Below are 17,981 nucleotides of genomic sequence, written 5' to 3'. Positions count from 1 at the left end.
ATGGCACGCGTTACTGTAGAAGATGCTGTAAAACAGGTAGGTAACCGTTTTGACCTGGTGCTGGTCGCCGCGCGCCGCGCTCGTCAAATCGCGGTACAAGGCAAAGATCCCCTGGTCGACGAAGAGAACGACAAGCCGACTGTGATCGCCCTGCGTGAGATCGAGCTGGGTCTGGTGAACAATCAAGTGATGGACACCCAGGACCGCTACGAACAGCAAGAGCAGGAAGCCGCCGAGCTGGCTGCCGTTGCTGCCATCGCCGAAGGCCGCGGTTAAGTTATTCCTCCGGTTGGCACCCTCCCGGGTGCCGACTGTTCATCCCCATTTACAACCGCTCGAAAACCTCGCAAACTCAGGGCTATACCCTCAATTCCACGAATTGCCGTTTCACCGCTGCGGGGACTGTCTTGTATTTATTTGAAAACCTTAAAGAAATAGCCAGTTCCTACCTGCCGCCAGAGCAGGTTGAGAAGCTCAAGCAAGCCTATGTGGTGGCCCGTGATGCCCACCAGGGTCAGATGCGTTCCAGTGGCGAACCCTATATCACCCACCCCGTTGCCGTTGCCCGAATCCTGGGTGACATGCGCCTCGATCATGAAACCCTGATGGCCGCCGTGCTGCACGACGTCATCGAAGACACCTCTGTCACCAAGGCCGATCTGGCCGAACAATTCGGCAATGCGGTTGCAGAACTGGTGGCCGGGGTCTCCAAGCTCGACAAGCTGAAATTTCGCGATCGCAAAGAGGCGCAGGCCGAGAACTTCCGCAAGATGGTGATGGCGATGACCCAGGATATCCGGGTCATTCTGATCAAGCTGGCCGACCGCACTCACAACATGCGCACGCTAGGCTCGCTGCGCCCTGACAAGCGCCGCCGCATCGCCCGGGAAACCCTCGAAATCTTCGCCCCCATCGCCAACCGCCTCGGTATTCACACCATGAAGAACGAGCTGGAAGAGCTGGGTTTCGAGGCGCTCTATCCGATGCGATCCCGCGTACTGCGCGAATCGGTGCGCCGCGCTCGTGGCAATCGCCGCGAGATCATCGACTCCATCCAGAGCGAAATCAGCGGTCGCCTGAAGGAGGCGGGGATCGAGCATCAGGTCAGTGGCCGCGAGAAGAATCTGTTCTCCATCTACAACAAGATGGAGAAAAAAGAGCTGCAATTTCATGAGGTAATGGATATCTACGCCTTTCGTGTCAAGGTGAAGGACATAGATACCTGTTACCGGGTGCTGGGACAGATGCACAGCCTCTACAAACCGCGCCCCGGCCGCTTCAAGGATTACATCGCCATCCCCAAGACCAACGGCTACCAGTCGCTGCACACCTCGCTGGTGGGGCCGCACGGGGTACCGGTCGAGGTGCAAATTCGCACCGAGTTCATGGATCAGATGGCCGACAAAGGGGTTGCCGCCCACTGGGCCTACAAGCAGGATGGCGACAGTTCGGGCACCACTGCCCAGATCCGCGCCCAGCGCTGGATGCAGAGCCTGCTGGAATTGCAGCAGAGCGCCGGCAGCTCGTTTGAATTTATCGAAGGGGTTAAGACCGACCTCTTCCCCGACGAGATCTACGTGTTCACGCCGGAAGGACGCATCATGGAGCTGCCCGCTGGCGCCACTCCGGTGGACTTCGCCTACACGGTGCACACCGATATCGGCCATGCCTGCGTCGGTTCGCGGGTCGACCGCCACCCCTACCCGCTCAGCAGCCCGCTGCACTCGGGCCAGACGGTGGAGATCATCACGGCGCCGGGCGCCCGCCCCAACGCGGCCTGGCTCAACTTTGTGGTGACCACCAAGGCACGATCCAAGATCCGCCAGTTCCTCAAGAACCTGCGCACCGAAGAGTCGGTGGTGCTGGGTCGCCGCCTGCTCAACCATGCGCTGGGCGCCAAGAATATAGAAGACATCCCCGAGCCGCGCATCAAGCAGGTGCTCGCCGATACCAAGCATGAGAACCTGCAGGGGCTGCTGGCCGATGTGGGCCTTGGCAACGCCATGAGCGTCATGGTGGCGCGCCGCATGCTGGGGGATGAACTGCCGCCGGAAGAGCAGCCCAAAACTAGCAGCAAGAAGATGCCGATCAAGGGTGCCGACGGCATGCTGGTCACCTTCGCCAACTGCTGCCGTCCGATCCCGGGGGATGCCATTATCGCCCACATCAGCCCGGGCAAGGGTCTGGTGATCCACCAGGAAGCCTGCCGCAACATCAAGGGCTACAGCAAGGAGCCGGACAAGTACCTGCCGGTGCAGTGGGAAGTGGACAAGGAGCAGGAACAGGAGTTCCGCACCGGTATCAGCATCGAAATCGTCAACCATCAGGGTGCGCTGGCCGAGCTGGCCAACGTGATTGCCGCCACCGGCGCCAACATTCACGCCATCAGCACCGAAGAGAAGGATGGCCGGGTCTATCAGGTCAGCCTGCTCATCACCACCAAGAGCCGCATCCATCTGGCCAACATCATGCGCAAGATCCGCGTGATGCCCAACGTGCTCAAGGTGAGCCGACAGAAGAACTGAACACAGGCGGCGCAAGCCGCCTGCTGCTTTTATAGAGACAAGCCATGACCCCCGAACGCTTCAAGCGCATCACCGACATGCTGGCCCAGCGTCAGCTCGATTTGACCGTCTGCATGGAAGAGGTCCACAAACCTCACAATCTGGCCGCCATCGTGCGTACCGCCGATGCCATCGGCATCCACCGGGTACACGCCGTCTGGCCCAAAACCTGGATCCACAAACGCAAGGGCACCGCCCGCGGCAGCCAGAACTGGGTGGATGTAAAACTGCACCCGGATATCGGCACAGCCGTTGCCGAGCTGAAAGCTTCAGGCATGCAGATCCTGGCAACCCACCTCTCCGACAGCTCCGTCGATTTTCGCGCCATCGACTACACCAAACCGACCGCCATTCTGGTGGGTCAGGAGAAGCACGGCATCGGTGAAGAGGCGCTGGCGCTGGCCGACCACCATATCGTCATCCCCATGGTGGGCATGGTGCAATCCCTCAACGTCTCGGTGGCTGCCGCCGCCATCCTCTACGAGGCGCAGCGCCAGCGCGAGCTGGCCGGATGCTATCAACGCGGCTGCCCGCTCACGCTGGAGGAGCAGAACAGCATCCTGTTCGAGGGGGGTTATCCTGTCTATGCCCAGCTCTGCAAAGAGAAAGAGATGCTCTACCCCCAGCTCGGCCCGGCCGGTGAAATTCTGGCGGACGAAGAGTGGTGGCAACGGATGCAGCTGACCCGCAAAGGGTGGGCACAGCAGAGCGAGCAAGACGATCCGCAGGAGGAGTGATGGAGAACCCTTTTGGCAGCTGGCTGGAATCGCAAATCATCCGGGATCACCTGACCAACCCGAACATAGAGGCCGGCGACTACAGCTACTACTCCGGCTACTACCACGGCAAACCGTTCGAGGATCACTGCGTCCGTTACCTGCTCGGCGATGGCTCGACCCGCGACACCTGGGAGAGCGGCCTCTGGGGCGAGGTGGATCGGCTGATCATCGGCAAATTCTGCTCCATCGGCTCGGGCGCCACCTTCATGCTGGCGGGCAATCAGGGCCACCGGCTGGATTGGGTCTCCACCTTCCCGTTCAACCCCGACACCTTTGGCGAAGGGGCCCGCAGCGGCTTTCTGCGCAAGGGAGACACCCGGATTGGCAACGATGTCTGGATCGGCTCGGAAGCGATGATCATGCCCGGCATCACCATAGGTGACGGCGCCGTCATCGCCACCCGCGCCGTGGTGACCAAGGATGTGGCCCCTTACACCATAGTCGGCGGCAACCCGGCCCAACCGATCCGCCGCCGTTTCAGCGATGAGCAGATCCTCATGCTGCAAGAGATGCAGTGGTGGGACTGGCCCCTGCCTCGCTTGCAAGCCTGCATGGCGCTACTCTGCTCGGGGGATATCGCCGCCCTTTATCACCATTGGCAACAGGAGTGTGCCTGATGAAATCCCTCTCTCTTTCCTTGTTGGCCCTGACCCTGTTTTCTGCCGGAGCCCTTGCCGTGACCAATACCTATCAGCTCACCAGCGAAGCCGATGTACCCAGCCTCTACCAGCAAACCCTGCCCGACTTCTGGCGCCAGCATGCGGTGGAAGGAGAGTTCAAGGGCAAGGATGGGGTGACCATCCGCTATGCTGCGCTGCGGCAAGCCAAGGTTGATCGCGCCATCCTGATCGTCAATGGCCGGGTCGAGAGCTACCTCAAGTATCAGGAGCTGGCGTGGGATCTCTGGCGTCAGGGCTACAGCCTCTATCTCATCGACCATCGTGGTCAGGGGATGTCCGACCGGATGCTGAATGACCCGCAGAAGGGATATGTCGACCAGTTCGACGATTACGTGGTCGATCTGAAACAGTTTCACGACCAGATCATCATGGCGGACCAACCTGCCAAGCTGTTCCTGCTGGCCCACTCCATGGGCGGCGCCATCTCGGCCCGCTATCTGGAACGCTGGCCCGATGATATCAAGGCAGCCGTGCTCTCCTCCCCCATGCTGGGCATCAATCTCGGCGGTCTGCCCAAGTGGCTGGCCAAGGGATTGGCGAGCACCATAGGCACGGTCGGCGGCTGGATTGGCGAGCCTCCCTACGGCCCCGGTCAGGGCGCCTATCAGGATCACGGCTTTGCCGATAACGAACTGACTCACAGCCAGCCCCGCTATCAGGCCTTCCGCCAAATCTACGAGCAGCACCCGCAGATCAAGCTGGGTGGCGCCACCGCCCACTGGATTTATCAAGGGATCACAGGTGCCGATGCCGCCATCGCCGATGCGGGCGCCATCAAAACCCCGCTGCTGGTGCTGCAGGCTGGCAACGACAGCGTGGTGGACAATGCCGCACAGGATCGCTTCTGCACCATTGCCAAGTGCGAAGGGGGTAAACCGCTGCGCATCGAGGGTGCCTGGCACGAGCTGTTTATCGAATCCGATGACAAGCGCCAGCCCGCCCTGACCGCGATGGTCGACTTTTTCGCCCGCTTCTGAGCTGGCTATTTTTTGTAACCCTAAATAAATGGGGTGACAGTGCGGGCTAAGGTAAACTGCCCCTGTTTTCAATCGATGCCGAGGTAATGATGTTCAAGGTAGTTGTATCCGATCTCGATGGCACTCTGCTCAACAAGCAGCACCAGATCTCTCCCCGTACCCGGGATACCCTGCACCGCCTGGTAGAGCAAGGTGTGAAATTCGTGGTCGCCACCGGCCGTCATCACGTTGACGTTCGCAGCTTCCGCGATGCGCTGGGGATGGACATCTACCTTATTACTTCCAATGGCGCCGTGGTCCATGACAAACAGGATCAGCTGATTTTCAACCAGCCGCTGCCGACCGAGATCGCCGCCGAGCTGATTGCACTGGAGCGAGATCCCTCTATCCACCTCAATGTCTATCAGGGTGATGACTGGGTGGTGGAAGAAGAGCTGCCCTGGCTGCTGCAGTTCCACGACGAGTCAGGGTTCACCTACCGCCTGGTCGATGACCTGAAACAGGAACCGAAAGAGCAGATCAACAAGGTGTTCTACATCGGCGACCACGAGAAACTGCTGAAGATTGAGGCGCACCTCAACCAGCGCTATGGCGATCAGCTCAACGTCACCTTCTCCCTGCCGGACTGTCTCGAAGTGATGCACGCCGGGGTGCACAAGGGCAATGCTGTGCGTGCCGTGCTGGAGCAGAACGGGTTCGATATGTCGGAGGCGATCGCCTTCGGCGATGGCATGAACGACTTCGAGATGCTGACCATGGTGGGACGCGGCATCGTGATGGGCAACGCCCATGACCGCCTGAAAATGGCGCTGCCGGAGTATGAGCAGACCCTCACCTCCGACGAAGATGGCGTCGCCGTCTATCTGGAGAAGCTGTTCGAGCTGGAGAGCGTCAGCGCAGCCTGATCCTCTTCATCCCGACATTCGATTCAACAAAGCCTCACCATGTGAGGCTTTGTTTTTTCAGTGTTTCCAGCCAGGGATTGGGCCGCTGCCAGCTGAAGCTCTGGTTCGCTCCACCGTAGCATTCGGCCAGCCGCAGCGGCGTGCCGGGGGTATGGCGTCGCCCTGCCACATCGAGGCAACGGGAGACCTTGCTGTTGAACAGCCTGTCTTTCTGCCACTCCCACTGCGCCTGACCGTCACAGGGTGCCAGCATCACTTCGCTGTCGTTTTTGGCTTGCAAACAGAGCTCCTGCAGGCGCAACTCACCCAGATCCCACTCGAACAGTTGATCGTCTTTTCCGCTGCAAGGTTGTGCCAACACCTTCTGTTGGGACACCGCAACGCAAAAATCACCGCTGGTCAGCAAGGGGGAAAGAGAGCGCTCCTCCTGCGGTTGTGAAGCAATGGAGCCCATCATCACATCGGTGGATGGCGGCTTGATGGTACAGCCACCCAGCAGCAAGGCAGCCAGCAGGGCGGGAGAGCAAGCAAAGGAAATTTTGTTATTCATGGAAAAATGCCTGAAATGGGCCGATGACATCCGGTTGTCAGTGACTCGAGGCTGAAGCATAACCGAAAGGCGGGGCGCGCTGCCCAAATAGAGTGTAAACAGACGTAACAGGGAGAGAGTGCTGGCCCAGCGGAGGCCGGAAAGCAAAAAACCCCGCCGAAGCGAGGTTTTTCTAAATGTGGTCGGTGATAAAGGATTCGAACCTTTGACCCTCTGGTCCCAAACCAGATGCGCTACCGGACTGCGCTAATCACCGAGGCTATTTCTTTCAAAATAGTTTACTTCAAAAAAACAAAGACGACCTGATGGTCATCCTCGTCATACAGCAAGTATGGTGCGAAGAGAGGGACTCGAACCCTCACACCCGGGGGGCACTAACACCTGAAGCTAGCGCGTCTACCAATTCCGCCACCTTCGCGTACCTGACAAGCTGTAAAATGGGGTGGCTGATGGGGCTCGAACCCACGACAACCGGAATCACAATCCGGGACTCTACCAACTGAGCTACAGCCACCACAGCTGTTTTCGTTCCACAACAACGCCCGTTTAACCGACGCACTTTTGATGGTGCGCCCGACAGGATTCGAACCTGTGACCTCTGCCTCCGGAGGGCAGCGCTCTATCCAGCTGAGCTACGGGCGCTACGCTGTCGAACGGGGCGCATTATTAATGATGGTTGCCGGTTTGTCTACACTTTTCTGTCACCGAAGCACTATTCGTTGTTTTTTCAAGCATATTGCGCACTTTTCTTCCACTATTCCCCTGCTGACAACCGAAAAGGGGCAGATCGCAGTCGCAAATCGCCTTGCTACCTTGACTTGATTTGATGCCCATCTAGAATGAATGAACGTTCATTCAATCGAAAGTCACACTGATGATTCTGGATAAAAAAGAGAGCATCTTCAACGCGGCCCATGAGGTGCTGGGTGAACGGGGTTTTCATGGTCTGTCGATTGCGGAAGTCGCCAAGAAGGCCAATGTTGCCACCGGCACCATCTATCGCTACTTCGGCGACAAGGATGATCTGATCCGGCAACTGCACCAGCACACTATCTTGCAGTGTGTGCCCATGGTCATGGCAGATGTAGCAATCGATAAAGTTTCATTTCAACAATTTCGCCAATTATGGCTCAATATTCATGCCATTTTTGTTAACGAACCCAACGCTATCCGGTGCAAATTGCAGTACGAGAGCTCTCCGCTAGGAGCAGAATTGGAGACCAATCCTGTCATTCTGGCTGCCTGGGAGCCTCTGGACCGATTTTTTGAACAGGGCGTTGAACAAGGATTGTTTATTGATTTACCGATACGGGCACTGCAGGTGTTGAGTCTGGACAGTGTCATGCATCTGGCCCTGCAGTGCAGGGTTCACAACATCACGCTGACCGAATCGCAGTTGGAAACCGCGATCCGGGCCAGCTGGAATGCCATTTTATCCCCCAATCTTTCCACCTCAGGAGCCTGTTCATGAAAAAGTGGATGGCCATTATGTTGCTGATAGCGATCGCCTTGTTTGGCAGCGTCATCGGCTTCAATTTGTTCAAACAGAAGATGATTGCCCAATATATGGCCAACCGGCCGGAACCCGAGTTCCCCGTCACCGCCATGGTGACCAAGGCGCAGGATTGGGTACCGACCATCGAAGCGATCGGCTTCATCGAGCCGAATCAGGGGGTGACCCTCTCCACCGAACTGGCAGGCACCATTGATGCCATCACCTTCGAGTCGGGTAAACCGGTCAAGGCAGACCAGCTGCTGCTGAGCCTGGACTCCACCGTGGAGCGGGCCAATCTGCGCGCCTCCCAGGCCAAGCTGCCGGCGGCAAAAGCCAAGTTCGATCGCTTCCAGAACCTCTACAAGACCAGCTCCATCTCCAAAGAGCAGCTGGATGAAGCCGAAGCGGCCTATCGCTCACTGGAAGCAGATATCGAGAGTCTGAAGGCGACCATTGCCCGTCGTGAAGTGCGAGCACCCTTTAGCGGCGTGGTCGGCCTGCGCAATGTATTCCTCGGTCAGTATCTGCAGCCGGGCACAGATATCGTGCGCCTGGAGGATACCAGCGTGATGCGCCTGCGCTTCACCGTGCCCCAGACCGATATCTCCAAAATCAAGCTGGGCCAGACCATCAAGATCAATGTGGATGCCTATCCGCAAACCCAGTTTGACGGTCATATCACCGCCATCGAGCCTGCGGTCAACTTCCAGAGCGGCCTGATCCAGGTACAGGCAGACATTCCGAACAACGACGGTCAGCTCCGTTCCGGTATGTTCGCCCGCGCCAGCATCATTCTGCCGACGGTGAAAGATCAGATCGTGATCCCGCAGACCGCTATCTCCTTCACCCTTTACGGTCAGAACGTCTACGTGCTCAAAGAGGGCGAAGAGACCGACAAAGAGGGTAACAAGGTGAAAGTGCTGCGAGCCAAGCAGGTTGTGGTCAAGGCCGGTGAGCGCCGTGGCAACGATGTGCATGTGCTCTCCGGCATCCAGGCCGGTGACCAGATCGTACTGTCGGGTCAGGTTCGCCTGAGCAACGACACCAAGGTGCATGTGGTCGAGAACGACGCCCTGGCCGTTCCGGCACAAACCCCGATGCTGTAAGCGCGGAGATCTGCGATGCGATTTACTGACATATTTATAAAACGGCCTGTGCTGGCGATCTCGCTCAGCTTCCTGATCGCCTTGCTGGGCTTTCAGGCCATCTTCAAGATGCAGGTACGGGAATACCCCGAGGTGACCAACACGGTGATCACCGTCAGCACTGGCTACTATGGCGCCAGTTCTGATCTGATCCAGGGGTTCATCACCCAGCCGCTGGAACAGGCGGTCGCGCAAGCCGACAACATCGACTTCATGACCTCCTCCAGCCAGCTGGGCAGTTCCACCATCACTGCGTACATGAAGCTCAACACCGACCCCAACGCCGCGCTGTCCGACATCCTGGCGAAGGTGAACTCGGTGCGATCCCAGTTGCCGAAAGAGGCGGAAGACCCGTCGGTCACCTCCTCCACCGGTTCAACCACGGCGGTGCTCTACCTCGGCTTTACCAGCCCGGAGCTCAATTCCAGCCAGATCACCGACTATCTGGAGCGGGTTATCAAGCCGCAGCTCTTTACTGTCGGCGGGGTCTCCAAGGTTGACCTCTACGGCGGTGTCGAGTTTGCCCTGCGGGTATGGCTGGATCCGGCCAAGATGGCGGCCTTCAACCTGACTGCCAGTGACGTGATGACGGTGCTCAACAGCAACAACTATCAGTCCGCGACAGGTCAGGCGACCGGTTACTTCACCCTGTTCAACGGCAACGCCGAGACCCAGGTCAAGGATGTCGACGAGCTGAAGCGTCTGGTTGTTGCTACCCGTGACGGCAAGGTGATCCGCCTTTCCGACATTGCCAAGGTGACCCTCGAGAAGAGCCACGACATCTATCGTGCCAGCGCCAACGGCCGCGAAGCAGTGGTCATGGCGGTCAACGCTGCGCCGACAGCCAACCCCATCAACATCGCCCACGATGTGCTGGCGTTGCTGCCGAGCCTTGAGCGCAATATGCCGAGCACCATGCGTCTCAACGTGATGTATGACTCAACAGTGGCGATCAACGAGTCCATCCACGAGGTTATCAAGACCATCCTGGAGGCAGCCGCCATCGTTCTGGTGGTCATCACCCTGTTCCTCGGTTCGTTCCGCGCGGTCATCATCCCGATCATCACCATTCCGCTCAGTCTTATCGGCGTAGTGATGATGATGGATATGTTCGGCTTCTCGATAAACCTGATGACCCTGCTGGCGATGGTGCTGGCGATCGGTCTGGTGGTGGATGACGCCATCGTGGTGCTGGAGAACGTCGACCGCCATATCAAGGAGGGGGAAGAACCGTTCCGGGCCGCCATTATCGGTACCCGTGAAATTGCGGTGCCGGTTATCGCCATGACGGTCACCCTGGCGGCGGTATACGCGCCTATCGCCCTGATGGGTGGTATCACCGGCTCCCTGTTCAAGGAGTTTGCCCTGACGCTGGCTGGCGCCGTGTTCGTCTCGGGCATCATCGCCCTGACTCTGTCCCCGATGATGTGTTCCAAGATGCTCAAGGCCAACGAGCAGCCGGGCAAGTTCGAGAGCACAGTCCACCACCTGCTGGAACGGATGACCGATCGCTACGACAGCATGCTGCACGCCGTGATGAAAAAGCGCCCCGTCATCGTGGTGTTCGCCGTCATCGTCTTCGCCAGCCTGCCGCTGCTGTTCAAGTTTATCCCGAGCGAACTGGCACCGTCAGAGGACAAGGGGGTAATGGCCGTGCTGGGTACCGCACCGTCCAACGCCAACCTGGACTACATCGAAAACACCATGGCGGATGTGAACAAGATCCTGGACGACCAGCCCGAGATCGCCTTCTCCCAGGTCTTCTCGGGGGTGTTCAACGCCAACCAGGCGTTCGGTATCGCCTCCATGGTGCCCTGGAGCCAGCGTGAAGCTAGCCAGAAAGAGGTGCTGGATCGGGTTGCCAATCTGGTGAAAGACATCCCGGGTATGGCAATCACCACCTTCCAGTTCCCGGAACTGCCGGGTGCATCGAGTGGTCTGCCTATCCAGTTCGTCATCACCACCCCGAACAGCTTCGAAAGCCTGTTCCTGGTGGCCGGTGAAATTCTGGCAGCGGCGCAGAGTAACGGTCAGTTCGTCTATTCGGATCTCGATCTGAACTACGACTCCGCCACCATGAAGATCCGCATCGACAAGGACAAGGCGGGTGCCTACGGCATCACCATGCAGGATATCGGAATCACCATGGGCACCATGATGGCGGACGGTTACGTCAACCGTATCGACCTGGATGGCCGCTCCTACGAGGTGATCCCGCAGGTCGAGCGCAAATACCGTCTCAATCCGGAGTCCATCAAGGGCTATTACGTGCGGGCCGCAGATGGCAAGTCGATCCCGCTCGGCAGCCTGATCAGTATTGAAGTGGTTGGCGAGCCCCGCGCCCTACCCCACTTCAACCAGCTGAACTCCGCCACCATCGGCGCCGTTCCGGCTCCGGGCGTGGCCATGGGTGATGCGATCAACTGGTTCCAGACCACCGCAGACGAGAAGCTGCCGCAAGGCTATCGTTACGACTTCATGGGTGAAGCCCGTCAGTTTGTCACCGAAGGCAATGCGCTCTATGCCACCTTCGCGCTGGCACTGGCCATCATCTTCCTGGTGCTGGCAATCCAGTTCGAGTCGGTGCGTGACCCGCTGGTCATCATGGTCTCTGTACCACTCGCCATCAGCGGGGCCTTGATTGCCCTGGCATGGGGACTGGCGACCATGAACATCTACTCCCAGGTGGGCCTCATCACCCTGGTGGGTCTGATTACCAAGCACGGTATCCTGATCTGTGAAGTAGCTAAGGAAGAGCAGCTGCTGCGCGGCATGAACCGGATGGAAGCCGTGATGCAGGCTGCCAAGGTGCGTTTGCGTCCGATCCTGATGACCACGGCCGCCATGATTGCCGGCCTGATCCCGCTGCTCTACGCCGCTGGCGCCGGTGCGGCACAGCGTTTCAGTATCGGTATCGTCATCGTGGCAGGTCTTGCCATCGGCACCCTGTTCACTCTGTTCGTGCTGCCGGTGATCTACACCTATCTGGCTTCCGAGCACAAACCCTTGCCGGTATTCGATGAAACCATTCCGCCCAAAGCAAACGGTGGACATTAATCATCAATCACATGCAAAGGCCCCGTATCGGGGCCTTTTTTATGCTTCGCAGGAAAGACGACATAAGTGCATGAAGCAGTTAAACTAAAAAACACCACATCCAGACCGCAAGGACGCCATGTCAGGACTCTTCACCAAGACCGCCAGGGCCGTAGGCCACAACGGACTCTCATATCGCCTGCTCTCCTACATTCTGGTCTGCAGTACCGTATTGGCGATGATCATTACGGCGCTGCAACTCGCGTGGGATTACCGCAAGGATGTCGCCGTCATCGAAGACAGCATCGGCCAGATCGAGGCCTCGTTCCTGCAACCCATCGCCGCCAGCTTGTGGAACCTGGATGAAGAGCAGGTCAAAGTGCAAATTGAAGGGATCATGAACCTGCCCAACATGCAGTTCGTGATGGTCAAGGAGATGCTTGGCAACTCCGAAGTCCCGCTGCTGACCCAGGGGGTCGAGCGGGAAAGCTATGATATCTCCCGCGAATTCAACCTCACCTATCAGGGTGAAATCGTCGGCAAGCTGTTCGTTGCCGCCTCTCTCGAACAGATCTACCAGCGCCTCATCGAAAAATCGGTGCTGATCATGGTCAGCCAGACCATCAAGACCCTGGTGGTCTCATTTTGCATCCTGATCATCATTTACTATCTGGTGGTCAGGCACATCAACCGCATCGCCAACTACGCCCAGAAGTTCAACCTCGATCGGCTCGACATGGCGCTGGAGCTGGAAGGCCGCCCGCAGCCACGCAAGAAACCCGATGAGCTGGATACCCTGGTATCCACCCTCAACCAGATGCGTACCCGGCTGCGTGACGAGCTGGTTGCCCGCCATCAGGCGGTCGAACAGCTGCAAAAGGAGCGGGACTTCTCCGCCACCCTGATCAACTCCGCCAACATGGTCATCTGCTGCATGGAACCGGATTTGACCATCGCCAGCATCAACCCGGCAGCCATACTGCTGACCGGCTACCACCAGCAAGAATTGTTGCAGCACAACTGGCTGGATCTCTTTGTCAGCCCGGCGCAACGGGAAGAGCTGAACGATATTCTGGCGGCGGAAGGTTCACTGGCTGACAAAGAGGTCATCATGCATGACCAGCAGGCCCATGAGCTGGTACTGCAATGGACCTTCGTCCCCTTCTACGATGGTCCCAACCTCAAGTACCAGATCGGCTTCGGCTACGACATCACCCAGCTGAAAAAGGTCGAGCGGGAGATTATCCAGCTCAACGAACAGCTGGAAGGCAAGGTGGTGGAGCGTACCCGCAGCCTGAGTGAAGCCAACAACCAGCTCGGCAAGGCGTACGACGACCTGAAACAGGCCCAGCAGACCCTGGTGGAGTCCGAGAAGATGGCCTCCCTCGGCTCGCTGGTGGCCGGGGTGGCACACGAGATCAACACTCCGATCGGCATCAGCGTGACCGCCTCCTCCTACCTGCAGGAGCGGGTCGCCGACTTCAAGTCCCATATCGACTCCAAGCAGCTGTCGCGCTCCTATCTCAACGAGTTTACCGTCAACCTCGACGAATCGATGCAGCTACTGCAGAGCAACCTGCGGCGCGCCTCCGAGCTGATTGCCAGCTTCAAGCAGGTGGCTGTCGACCAGTCATCGGAAGCGCGCTACAACTTCAGCCTCGCCGACAATCTCCATCAGGTGGTGGTCTCGCTTGGCCACAAACTGAAGAAGAGCCAGTGCGAAGTGGATATCCAGTGCGATCCCAAGCTGTCGATCTTCTCCTTCCCGGGCAGTTTTACCCAGATCTACTCGAACCTGATCCTCAACTCCATCAACCACGGGTTCGACAGCTGGGATAAACCGAAGAAGATCACCATCAAGGTGGAACAGCAGGGAGAGGAGCTGTTTATCGACTATTCTGACAATGGCCGCGGCATCCCGCCCGAAATATTGCCGCGAATCTTCGATCCCTTCGTCACCTCCAAGCGGGGTCAGGGCGGCAGCGGTCTGGGCACCCACATCATCTACAACCTGGTGGTGCAACTGCTGAAAGGCCGTATCAGCTGTGCCAGCGAACCGGGCCAGGGCGCCCAGTTCCATATTCGCCTGCCGATCCAACATAACTGAGCGCTGGCTCTTGTGAGCCAGCCGCTTTATCCCCATCATGCTGTGATTGCATTCTTAATGAGCGGAGAACCTCGCAATGGCACAGCATTTTGACTATATCGCCATCGGCGGCGGCAGCGGCGGTATTGCTTCTGCCAACCGGGCTGCCATGTACGGTAAGAAAGTTGCCCTGATTGAAGCCAAAGAGTTGGGTGGAACCTGCGTCAACGTAGGCTGCGTACCGAAGAAGGCTATGTGGTATGCAGGCCAGATCGCCGATGCCCTGAAATATGGCGCCGACTACGGCTTTGACACCACCCTCAACCACTTCAACTGGGCCAAGCTGGTCGAGTCCCGCCAGGCCTACATCGGCCGCATTCACCAGTCCTATCAGAACGTGCTGGGCAAGAACCAGATCACCGTCATCAAGGGCTTCGCCCGCTTCGTCAGCAGCAACACCATCGAGGTTAATGGCGAGCACTACACGGCCGATCATATCCTGATCGCTACCGGTGGCCGCCCGGAAATTCCGGCGATCCCGGGTGCCGAGCTGGGTATCGACTCCGACGGTTTCTTCGATCTGCAAAGCCAACCCAAGCGGGTTGCCGTAGTGGGTGCGGGCTACATCGCAGTCGAGATCGCAGGGGTGATGCAGGCGCTCGGCTCAGAGACCCATCTGGTGGTGCGCAAGCACGCGCCGCTGCGCAACTTCGACCCCATGATCCACGAGACACTGGTCGAAATCATGGCGCAGGAAGGGCCCAAGCTGCACATCCACGCCATTCCCAAAGCCGTGCTCAAAAACGCTGACAACAGCCTGACCCTGCAACTGGAAGATGGTCGCCACCTCACCGTTGACTGCCTGATCTGGGCCATCGGCCGGGTACCGGCTACCGACAACCTCAATCTGGCTGCCGCAGGCATCGCGCTGGACGAGAAGGGCTTTATCCCGACCGACAAGTTCCAGAACACCGCCGTCGCCAACATCTATGCGGTGGGTGACAACACGGGTCGCATCCAGCTCACCCCGGTGGCCGTCGCTGCGGGCCGTCGCCTCTCCGAACGGCTGTTCAACAACAAGCCGAACGAGCACCTCAACTACGATCTGGTGCCGACCGTGGTGTTCAGCCACCCGCCCATCGGCACCATAGGCCTGACCGAACCTGAAGCCATCGCCGAATACGGCGAGGACCAGGTGAAGGTCTATCGCAGCCAGTTCACCGCCATGTACTCGGCACTGACCCAGCATCGCCAGCCCACCCGGATGAAGCTGGTCTGTGTCGGCCCGGAAGAGAAGGTGGTCGGTTTGCACGGTATCGGCTTTGCAATGGACGAGATCCTGCAAGGTTTCGGCGTCGCCATGAAGATGGGTGCCACCAAGGCGGACTTCGACAACTGCGTGGCTATCCATCCGACCAGTGCTGAAGAGTTCGTGACAATGCGATAAGCACGTTTGAAGCAGGCCTGTCATTATCAGGCCAACTTCAACAACTGCGTTCCCACGCCTCATCCCACCAGTGCTGAAGAGTTCGTGACAATGCGATAGGTACGTTTGAAGTTGGCCTGTCACGAGCAGCCTGCTTCTACAGCCATGTAACCCCTTCCCCCAAACCCGGCTCAGGCCGGGTTTTTTGATCCCTCCTCGCTATTTCTCTCGCAAATCCGTCGTTCTTTACGCCGATTTTACGCCTGCCACATGGCGCTTTATGGCGCCTTTACGCCTGTTTTACATACCCTTTCCAGCGTCAATGACACCAACAGAGTCGATATGGTCTTACATCGGCTCTCGCAGCTAATTATCTCAATGGAGTCGATATGAATTGGCTATATCTGCTGCTCGTCCTCGCCTTGATGGCCTATCTGATGCGCGCACTCACGCGCAGTCACGAGTGAGGGACTACCTATATGCAGCAAGAAATTATCTACCCGGTGGCCAGCAAACTGCCGAGCCTCGTGAGCAATCCAATGCGTGCCCTGACGCACCGTGACCACGAGTGAGGAACTAGAACATGTGGCAAGAAATAATCTATCCGGTGGCCTTCGTGCTGCTGGTTCTGCTGCCGGCACCGCTGCTGGGTAACTACATCTACCGGGTATTTGAAGGCAAAATCCGCTGGTTGGCACCGGTCGAGCGCGCCACACTGGCTTGCTGTGGCACCGATGGGCGGGAGCAGGACTGGAAGTCCTACGCCCTCAGCCTGCTGGCCTTCAACGGCGCCGGTTTCGGTCTGCTGTTCCTGATCCTGATGGCGCAGGGGTTGCTGCCCCTCAACCCGCAACAACTGCCGGGTCTGAGCTGGCAACTCGCCTTCAACACCGCAGTCAGCTTTATGACCAACACCAACTGGCAAGCCTATTCCGGTGAGGCCAGCCTCTCCTACTTCAGCCAGATGGTGGGCCTGACCACCCAGAACTTCGTCTCCGCAGGGACGGGCGCCGCCGTCGCCATTGCCCTGTTCCGCGGTATCGCCCGCCAGCAGACCATCAACCTTGGCAACTTCTGGCAGGATCTGGTGCGTTTCTGCCTCTATGTGCTGCTGCCCATCGCGCTGATCATGGCGCTGGTGCTGGTGTGGCAAGGGGTGCCGCAAAGCCTCTCCGCCTATCTGCCGTTCCACGGTGTGGAAGGTCAGGAGCAGCTGCTGCCCCTCGGCCCGGCAGCTTCACAAATTGCCATAAAGCAGCTCGGCTCCAACGGCGGTGGCTTCTTCGGCATCAACTCCGCCCACCCGTTCGAGAACCCGACCGCCCTATCCAACTGGCTGGAGATGGTCGCCCTGCTCACCATCGCCGCCGCCATGGTCTTTACTCTGGGCCGCTATGTGAAGGATATGGCCCACAGTCGCGCCATTCTCGGTGCCATGACCCTCATGCTGGTGCTGGGGCTCTTCGTCTCCCTCTCCCAGGAGCTGAAACCGGATCCCGCCCTCGCCCAGCTCACCACTGACGCCAGCAACATGGCTGGCAACTGGGAAGGCAAGGAGAGCCGCTTCGGCCCTGTGCTCTCCAGCATCTGGGAAGTGGCGACTACTGCCGCCTCCAACGGTGCCGTCAACGCTATGCACGACAGCTTTACTCCGCTCGGCGGCATGGTGGGCATGATCAACATGCTGCTGGGTGAGGTCATCTTCGGCGGGGTCGGCTCCGGTATCTACGGCATGATGCTGTTCGTACTGCTGACCGTGTTCCTGTGCGGCCTGATGATAGGACGCACCCCGACCTATCTGGGCAAACGGCTCGGTATCACCGAGATGAAGTGGGTCGTCGCCAGCATGCTGGTCATGCCGGTCGGTGTTTTGGTGATCGGTGGTGTCACCCTGCTGATGCCGGATGCCAGCACCATCATCGGCCATGATGGCCCGCACGGTCTGTCACGCCTCATCTATGCCTACGCCTCGGCTGCCGGCAACAACGGCTCCGCCTTCGCCGGTTTTGCCGCCGGTGACAACTGGCAGTGCATCGCCATCGGTCTGGCCATGCTGCTCGGTCGCTTCGGCTACATCATTCCGGTACTGGCCATCGCCGGTCAGCTGGCCCGCGCGCCCCGTCAGGAGACAAGCGAAGGGGACTTCCCCATCAGCGGCCCGCTGTTCGTTACCCTGCTGATCATCACCGTCCTGCTGATAGGTGGCCTCTCCTTCCTGCCGGTGCTGGCACTGGGCCCGGTGGCCGAACATCTGAGTCTGATCGGAGGAGCATTCTGATGAACCTGACCCTGTCGATCACCATCCGGATGCCAATGGCCAACTATCTGATGCTGGGAG

13 protein-coding genes and 4 tRNA genes are annotated in these 17,981 nt (G+C 58.6%); 12 read left to right on the top strand and 5 right to left on the bottom strand.

From position 1 onward, the window contains the following. The 6 genes from rpoZ to ACB035_RS17095 all read left to right on the top strand — a co-directional run bounded on the left by rpoZ (position 1) and on the right by ACB035_RS17095 (position 5,905). Positions 1 to 276, top strand: coding sequence for a DNA-directed RNA polymerase subunit omega (rpoZ, locus tag ACB035_RS17120; RefSeq protein ID WP_005307060.1), 276 nt, complete (start codon positions 1 to 3; stop codon positions 274 to 276). A 131-nt stretch (positions 277 to 407) separates the two neighbouring features. Then, the gene (gene spoT / locus ACB035_RS17115) at positions 408 to 2,525 is read left to right on the top strand and encodes a bifunctional GTP diphosphokinase/guanosine-3',5'-bis pyrophosphate 3'-pyrophosphohydrolase (RefSeq protein ID WP_005339255.1); all 2,118 of its coding nucleotides are present in this window, start codon (positions 408 to 410) and stop codon (positions 2,523 to 2,525) included. 44 nt (positions 2,526 to 2,569) lie between these two features. After that, complete coding sequence (gene trmH / locus ACB035_RS17110; protein ID WP_371167778.1) at positions 2,570 to 3,301, top strand: tRNA (guanosine(18)-2'-O)-methyltransferase TrmH; 732 nt, start codon at positions 2,570 to 2,572, stop codon at positions 3,299 to 3,301. Next, positions 3,301 to 3,960 carry a CatB-related O-acetyltransferase gene (locus tag ACB035_RS17105; RefSeq protein ID WP_064334995.1) on the top strand — a complete coding sequence of 220 codons (660 nt, stop codon included), beginning with the start codon at positions 3,301 to 3,303 and terminating at the stop codon, positions 3,958 to 3,960. The genes trmH and ACB035_RS17105 overlap by 1 nt, the downstream gene beginning before the upstream one ends. Then, positions 3,960 to 5,000 carry an alpha/beta fold hydrolase gene (locus ACB035_RS17100; protein ID WP_371167777.1) on the top strand — a complete coding sequence of 347 codons (1,041 nt, stop codon included), beginning with the start codon at positions 3,960 to 3,962 and terminating at the stop codon, positions 4,998 to 5,000. Before ACB035_RS17105 ends, ACB035_RS17100 begins: the two co-directional genes overlap by 1 nt. An 89-nt stretch (positions 5,001 to 5,089) precedes the next feature. Beyond that, positions 5,090 to 5,905 carry a Cof-type HAD-IIB family hydrolase gene (locus tag ACB035_RS17095; RefSeq protein ID WP_005339262.1) on the top strand — a complete coding sequence of 272 codons (816 nt, stop codon included), beginning with the start codon at positions 5,090 to 5,092 and terminating at the stop codon, positions 5,903 to 5,905. Between the two features lie 34 nt (positions 5,906 to 5,939). Here ACB035_RS17095 and ACB035_RS17090 read toward each other — a convergent pair whose 3' ends face one another. The 5 genes from ACB035_RS17090 to ACB035_RS17070 all read right to left on the bottom strand — a co-directional run bounded on the left by ACB035_RS17090 (position 5,940) and on the right by ACB035_RS17070 (position 7,097). Beyond that, positions 5,940 to 6,455 (bottom strand): ricin-type beta-trefoil lectin domain protein, encoded by a 516-nt coding sequence (locus ACB035_RS17090; RefSeq protein WP_199415681.1) that lies wholly within the window; start codon positions 6,453 to 6,455, stop codon positions 5,940 to 5,942. Positions 6,456 to 6,634: 179 nt separating this feature from the next. Then, positions 6,635 to 6,711, bottom strand: a tRNA-Pro gene (locus ACB035_RS17085). Between the two features lie 76 nt (positions 6,712 to 6,787). Then, positions 6,788 to 6,873 (bottom strand) — tRNA-Leu (locus tag ACB035_RS17080). 20 nt (positions 6,874 to 6,893) lie between these two features. Then, positions 6,894 to 6,969, bottom strand: a tRNA-His gene (locus ACB035_RS17075). A gap of 51 nt (positions 6,970 to 7,020) precedes the next feature. Beyond that, positions 7,021 to 7,097 (bottom strand) — tRNA-Arg (locus tag ACB035_RS17070). Between the two features lie 232 nt (positions 7,098 to 7,329). On the opposite strand from ACB035_RS17070, the gene ACB035_RS17065 reads away from it, so the two are divergent. From ACB035_RS17065 to kdpA, 6 genes are all read left to right on the top strand, one after another. Next, positions 7,330 to 7,926 carry a TetR/AcrR family transcriptional regulator gene (locus ACB035_RS17065; protein ID WP_005339267.1) on the top strand — a complete coding sequence of 199 codons (597 nt, stop codon included), beginning with the start codon at positions 7,330 to 7,332 and terminating at the stop codon, positions 7,924 to 7,926. Further along, entirely contained in the window at positions 7,923 to 9,056 is a 1,134-nt protein-coding gene (locus ACB035_RS17060; protein WP_005355753.1) for an efflux RND transporter periplasmic adaptor subunit, read from the top strand. The genes ACB035_RS17065 and ACB035_RS17060 overlap by 4 nt, the downstream gene beginning before the upstream one ends. 15 nt (positions 9,057 to 9,071) lie before the next feature. Next, positions 9,072 to 12,152: a multidrug efflux RND transporter permease subunit gene (locus ACB035_RS17055; RefSeq protein WP_128815628.1), complete on the top strand. Its 3,081-nt coding sequence runs from the start codon at positions 9,072 to 9,074 to the stop codon at positions 12,150 to 12,152. A 118-nt stretch (positions 12,153 to 12,270) separates the two neighbouring features. Further along, the gene (locus tag ACB035_RS17050) at positions 12,271 to 14,238 is read left to right on the top strand and encodes an ATP-binding protein (RefSeq protein WP_371167776.1); all 1,968 of its coding nucleotides are present in this window, start codon (positions 12,271 to 12,273) and stop codon (positions 14,236 to 14,238) included. Between the two features lie 76 nt (positions 14,239 to 14,314). Beyond that, complete coding sequence (gorA, locus tag ACB035_RS17045) at positions 14,315 to 15,664, top strand: glutathione-disulfide reductase (protein ID WP_371167775.1); 1,350 nt, start codon at positions 14,315 to 14,317, stop codon at positions 15,662 to 15,664. A gap of 562 nt (positions 15,665 to 16,226) precedes the next feature. After that, positions 16,227 to 17,921 (top strand): potassium-transporting ATPase subunit KdpA, encoded by a 1,695-nt coding sequence (gene kdpA / locus ACB035_RS17040; protein ID WP_371167774.1) that lies wholly within the window; start codon positions 16,227 to 16,229, stop codon positions 17,919 to 17,921. Positions 17,922 to 17,981: the final 60 nt, after the last annotated feature.

It is taken from the genome of Aeromonas sp. S12(2024) (genome assembly GCF_041402305.1).
Classification (GTDB): domain Bacteria; phylum Pseudomonadota; class Gammaproteobacteria; order Enterobacterales; family Aeromonadaceae; genus Aeromonas; species Aeromonas veronii.
This window is presented reverse-complemented; position numbering and strand designations above follow the sequence as displayed.

Excerpts from the sequence above, each read along its gene's own strand:
- ACB035_RS17090 (WP_199415681.1), bottom strand. The coding sequence starts at position 6,455 with ATGAATAACAAAATTTCCTTTGCTTGCTCTCCCGCCCTGCTGGCTGCC.
- rpoZ (WP_005307060.1), top strand. The coding sequence starts at position 1 with ATGGCACGCGTTACTGTAGAAGATGCTGTAAAACAGGTAGGTAACCGT.
- ACB035_RS17105 (WP_064334995.1), top strand. The coding sequence starts at position 3,301 with ATGGAGAACCCTTTTGGCAGCTGGCTGGAATCGCAAATCATCCGGGAT.
- ACB035_RS17095 (WP_005339262.1), top strand. The coding sequence starts at position 5,090 with ATGTTCAAGGTAGTTGTATCCGATCTCGATGGCACTCTGCTCAACAAG.
- ACB035_RS17100 (WP_371167777.1), top strand. The coding sequence starts at position 3,960 with ATGAAATCCCTCTCTCTTTCCTTGTTGGCCCTGACCCTGTTTTCTGCC.
- ACB035_RS17050 (WP_371167776.1), top strand. The coding sequence starts at position 12,271 with ATGTCAGGACTCTTCACCAAGACCGCCAGGGCCGTAGGCCACAACGGA.
- kdpA (WP_371167774.1), top strand. The coding sequence starts at position 16,227 with ATGTGGCAAGAAATAATCTATCCGGTGGCCTTCGTGCTGCTGGTTCTG.
- trmH (WP_371167778.1), top strand. The coding sequence starts at position 2,570 with ATGACCCCCGAACGCTTCAAGCGCATCACCGACATGCTGGCCCAGCGT.
- ACB035_RS17055 (WP_128815628.1), top strand. The coding sequence starts at position 9,072 with ATGCGATTTACTGACATATTTATAAAACGGCCTGTGCTGGCGATCTCG.
- ACB035_RS17060 (WP_005355753.1), top strand. The coding sequence starts at position 7,923 with ATGAAAAAGTGGATGGCCATTATGTTGCTGATAGCGATCGCCTTGTTT.
- gorA (WP_371167775.1), top strand. The coding sequence starts at position 14,315 with ATGGCACAGCATTTTGACTATATCGCCATCGGCGGCGGCAGCGGCGGT.
- ACB035_RS17065 (WP_005339267.1), top strand. The coding sequence starts at position 7,330 with ATGATTCTGGATAAAAAAGAGAGCATCTTCAACGCGGCCCATGAGGTG.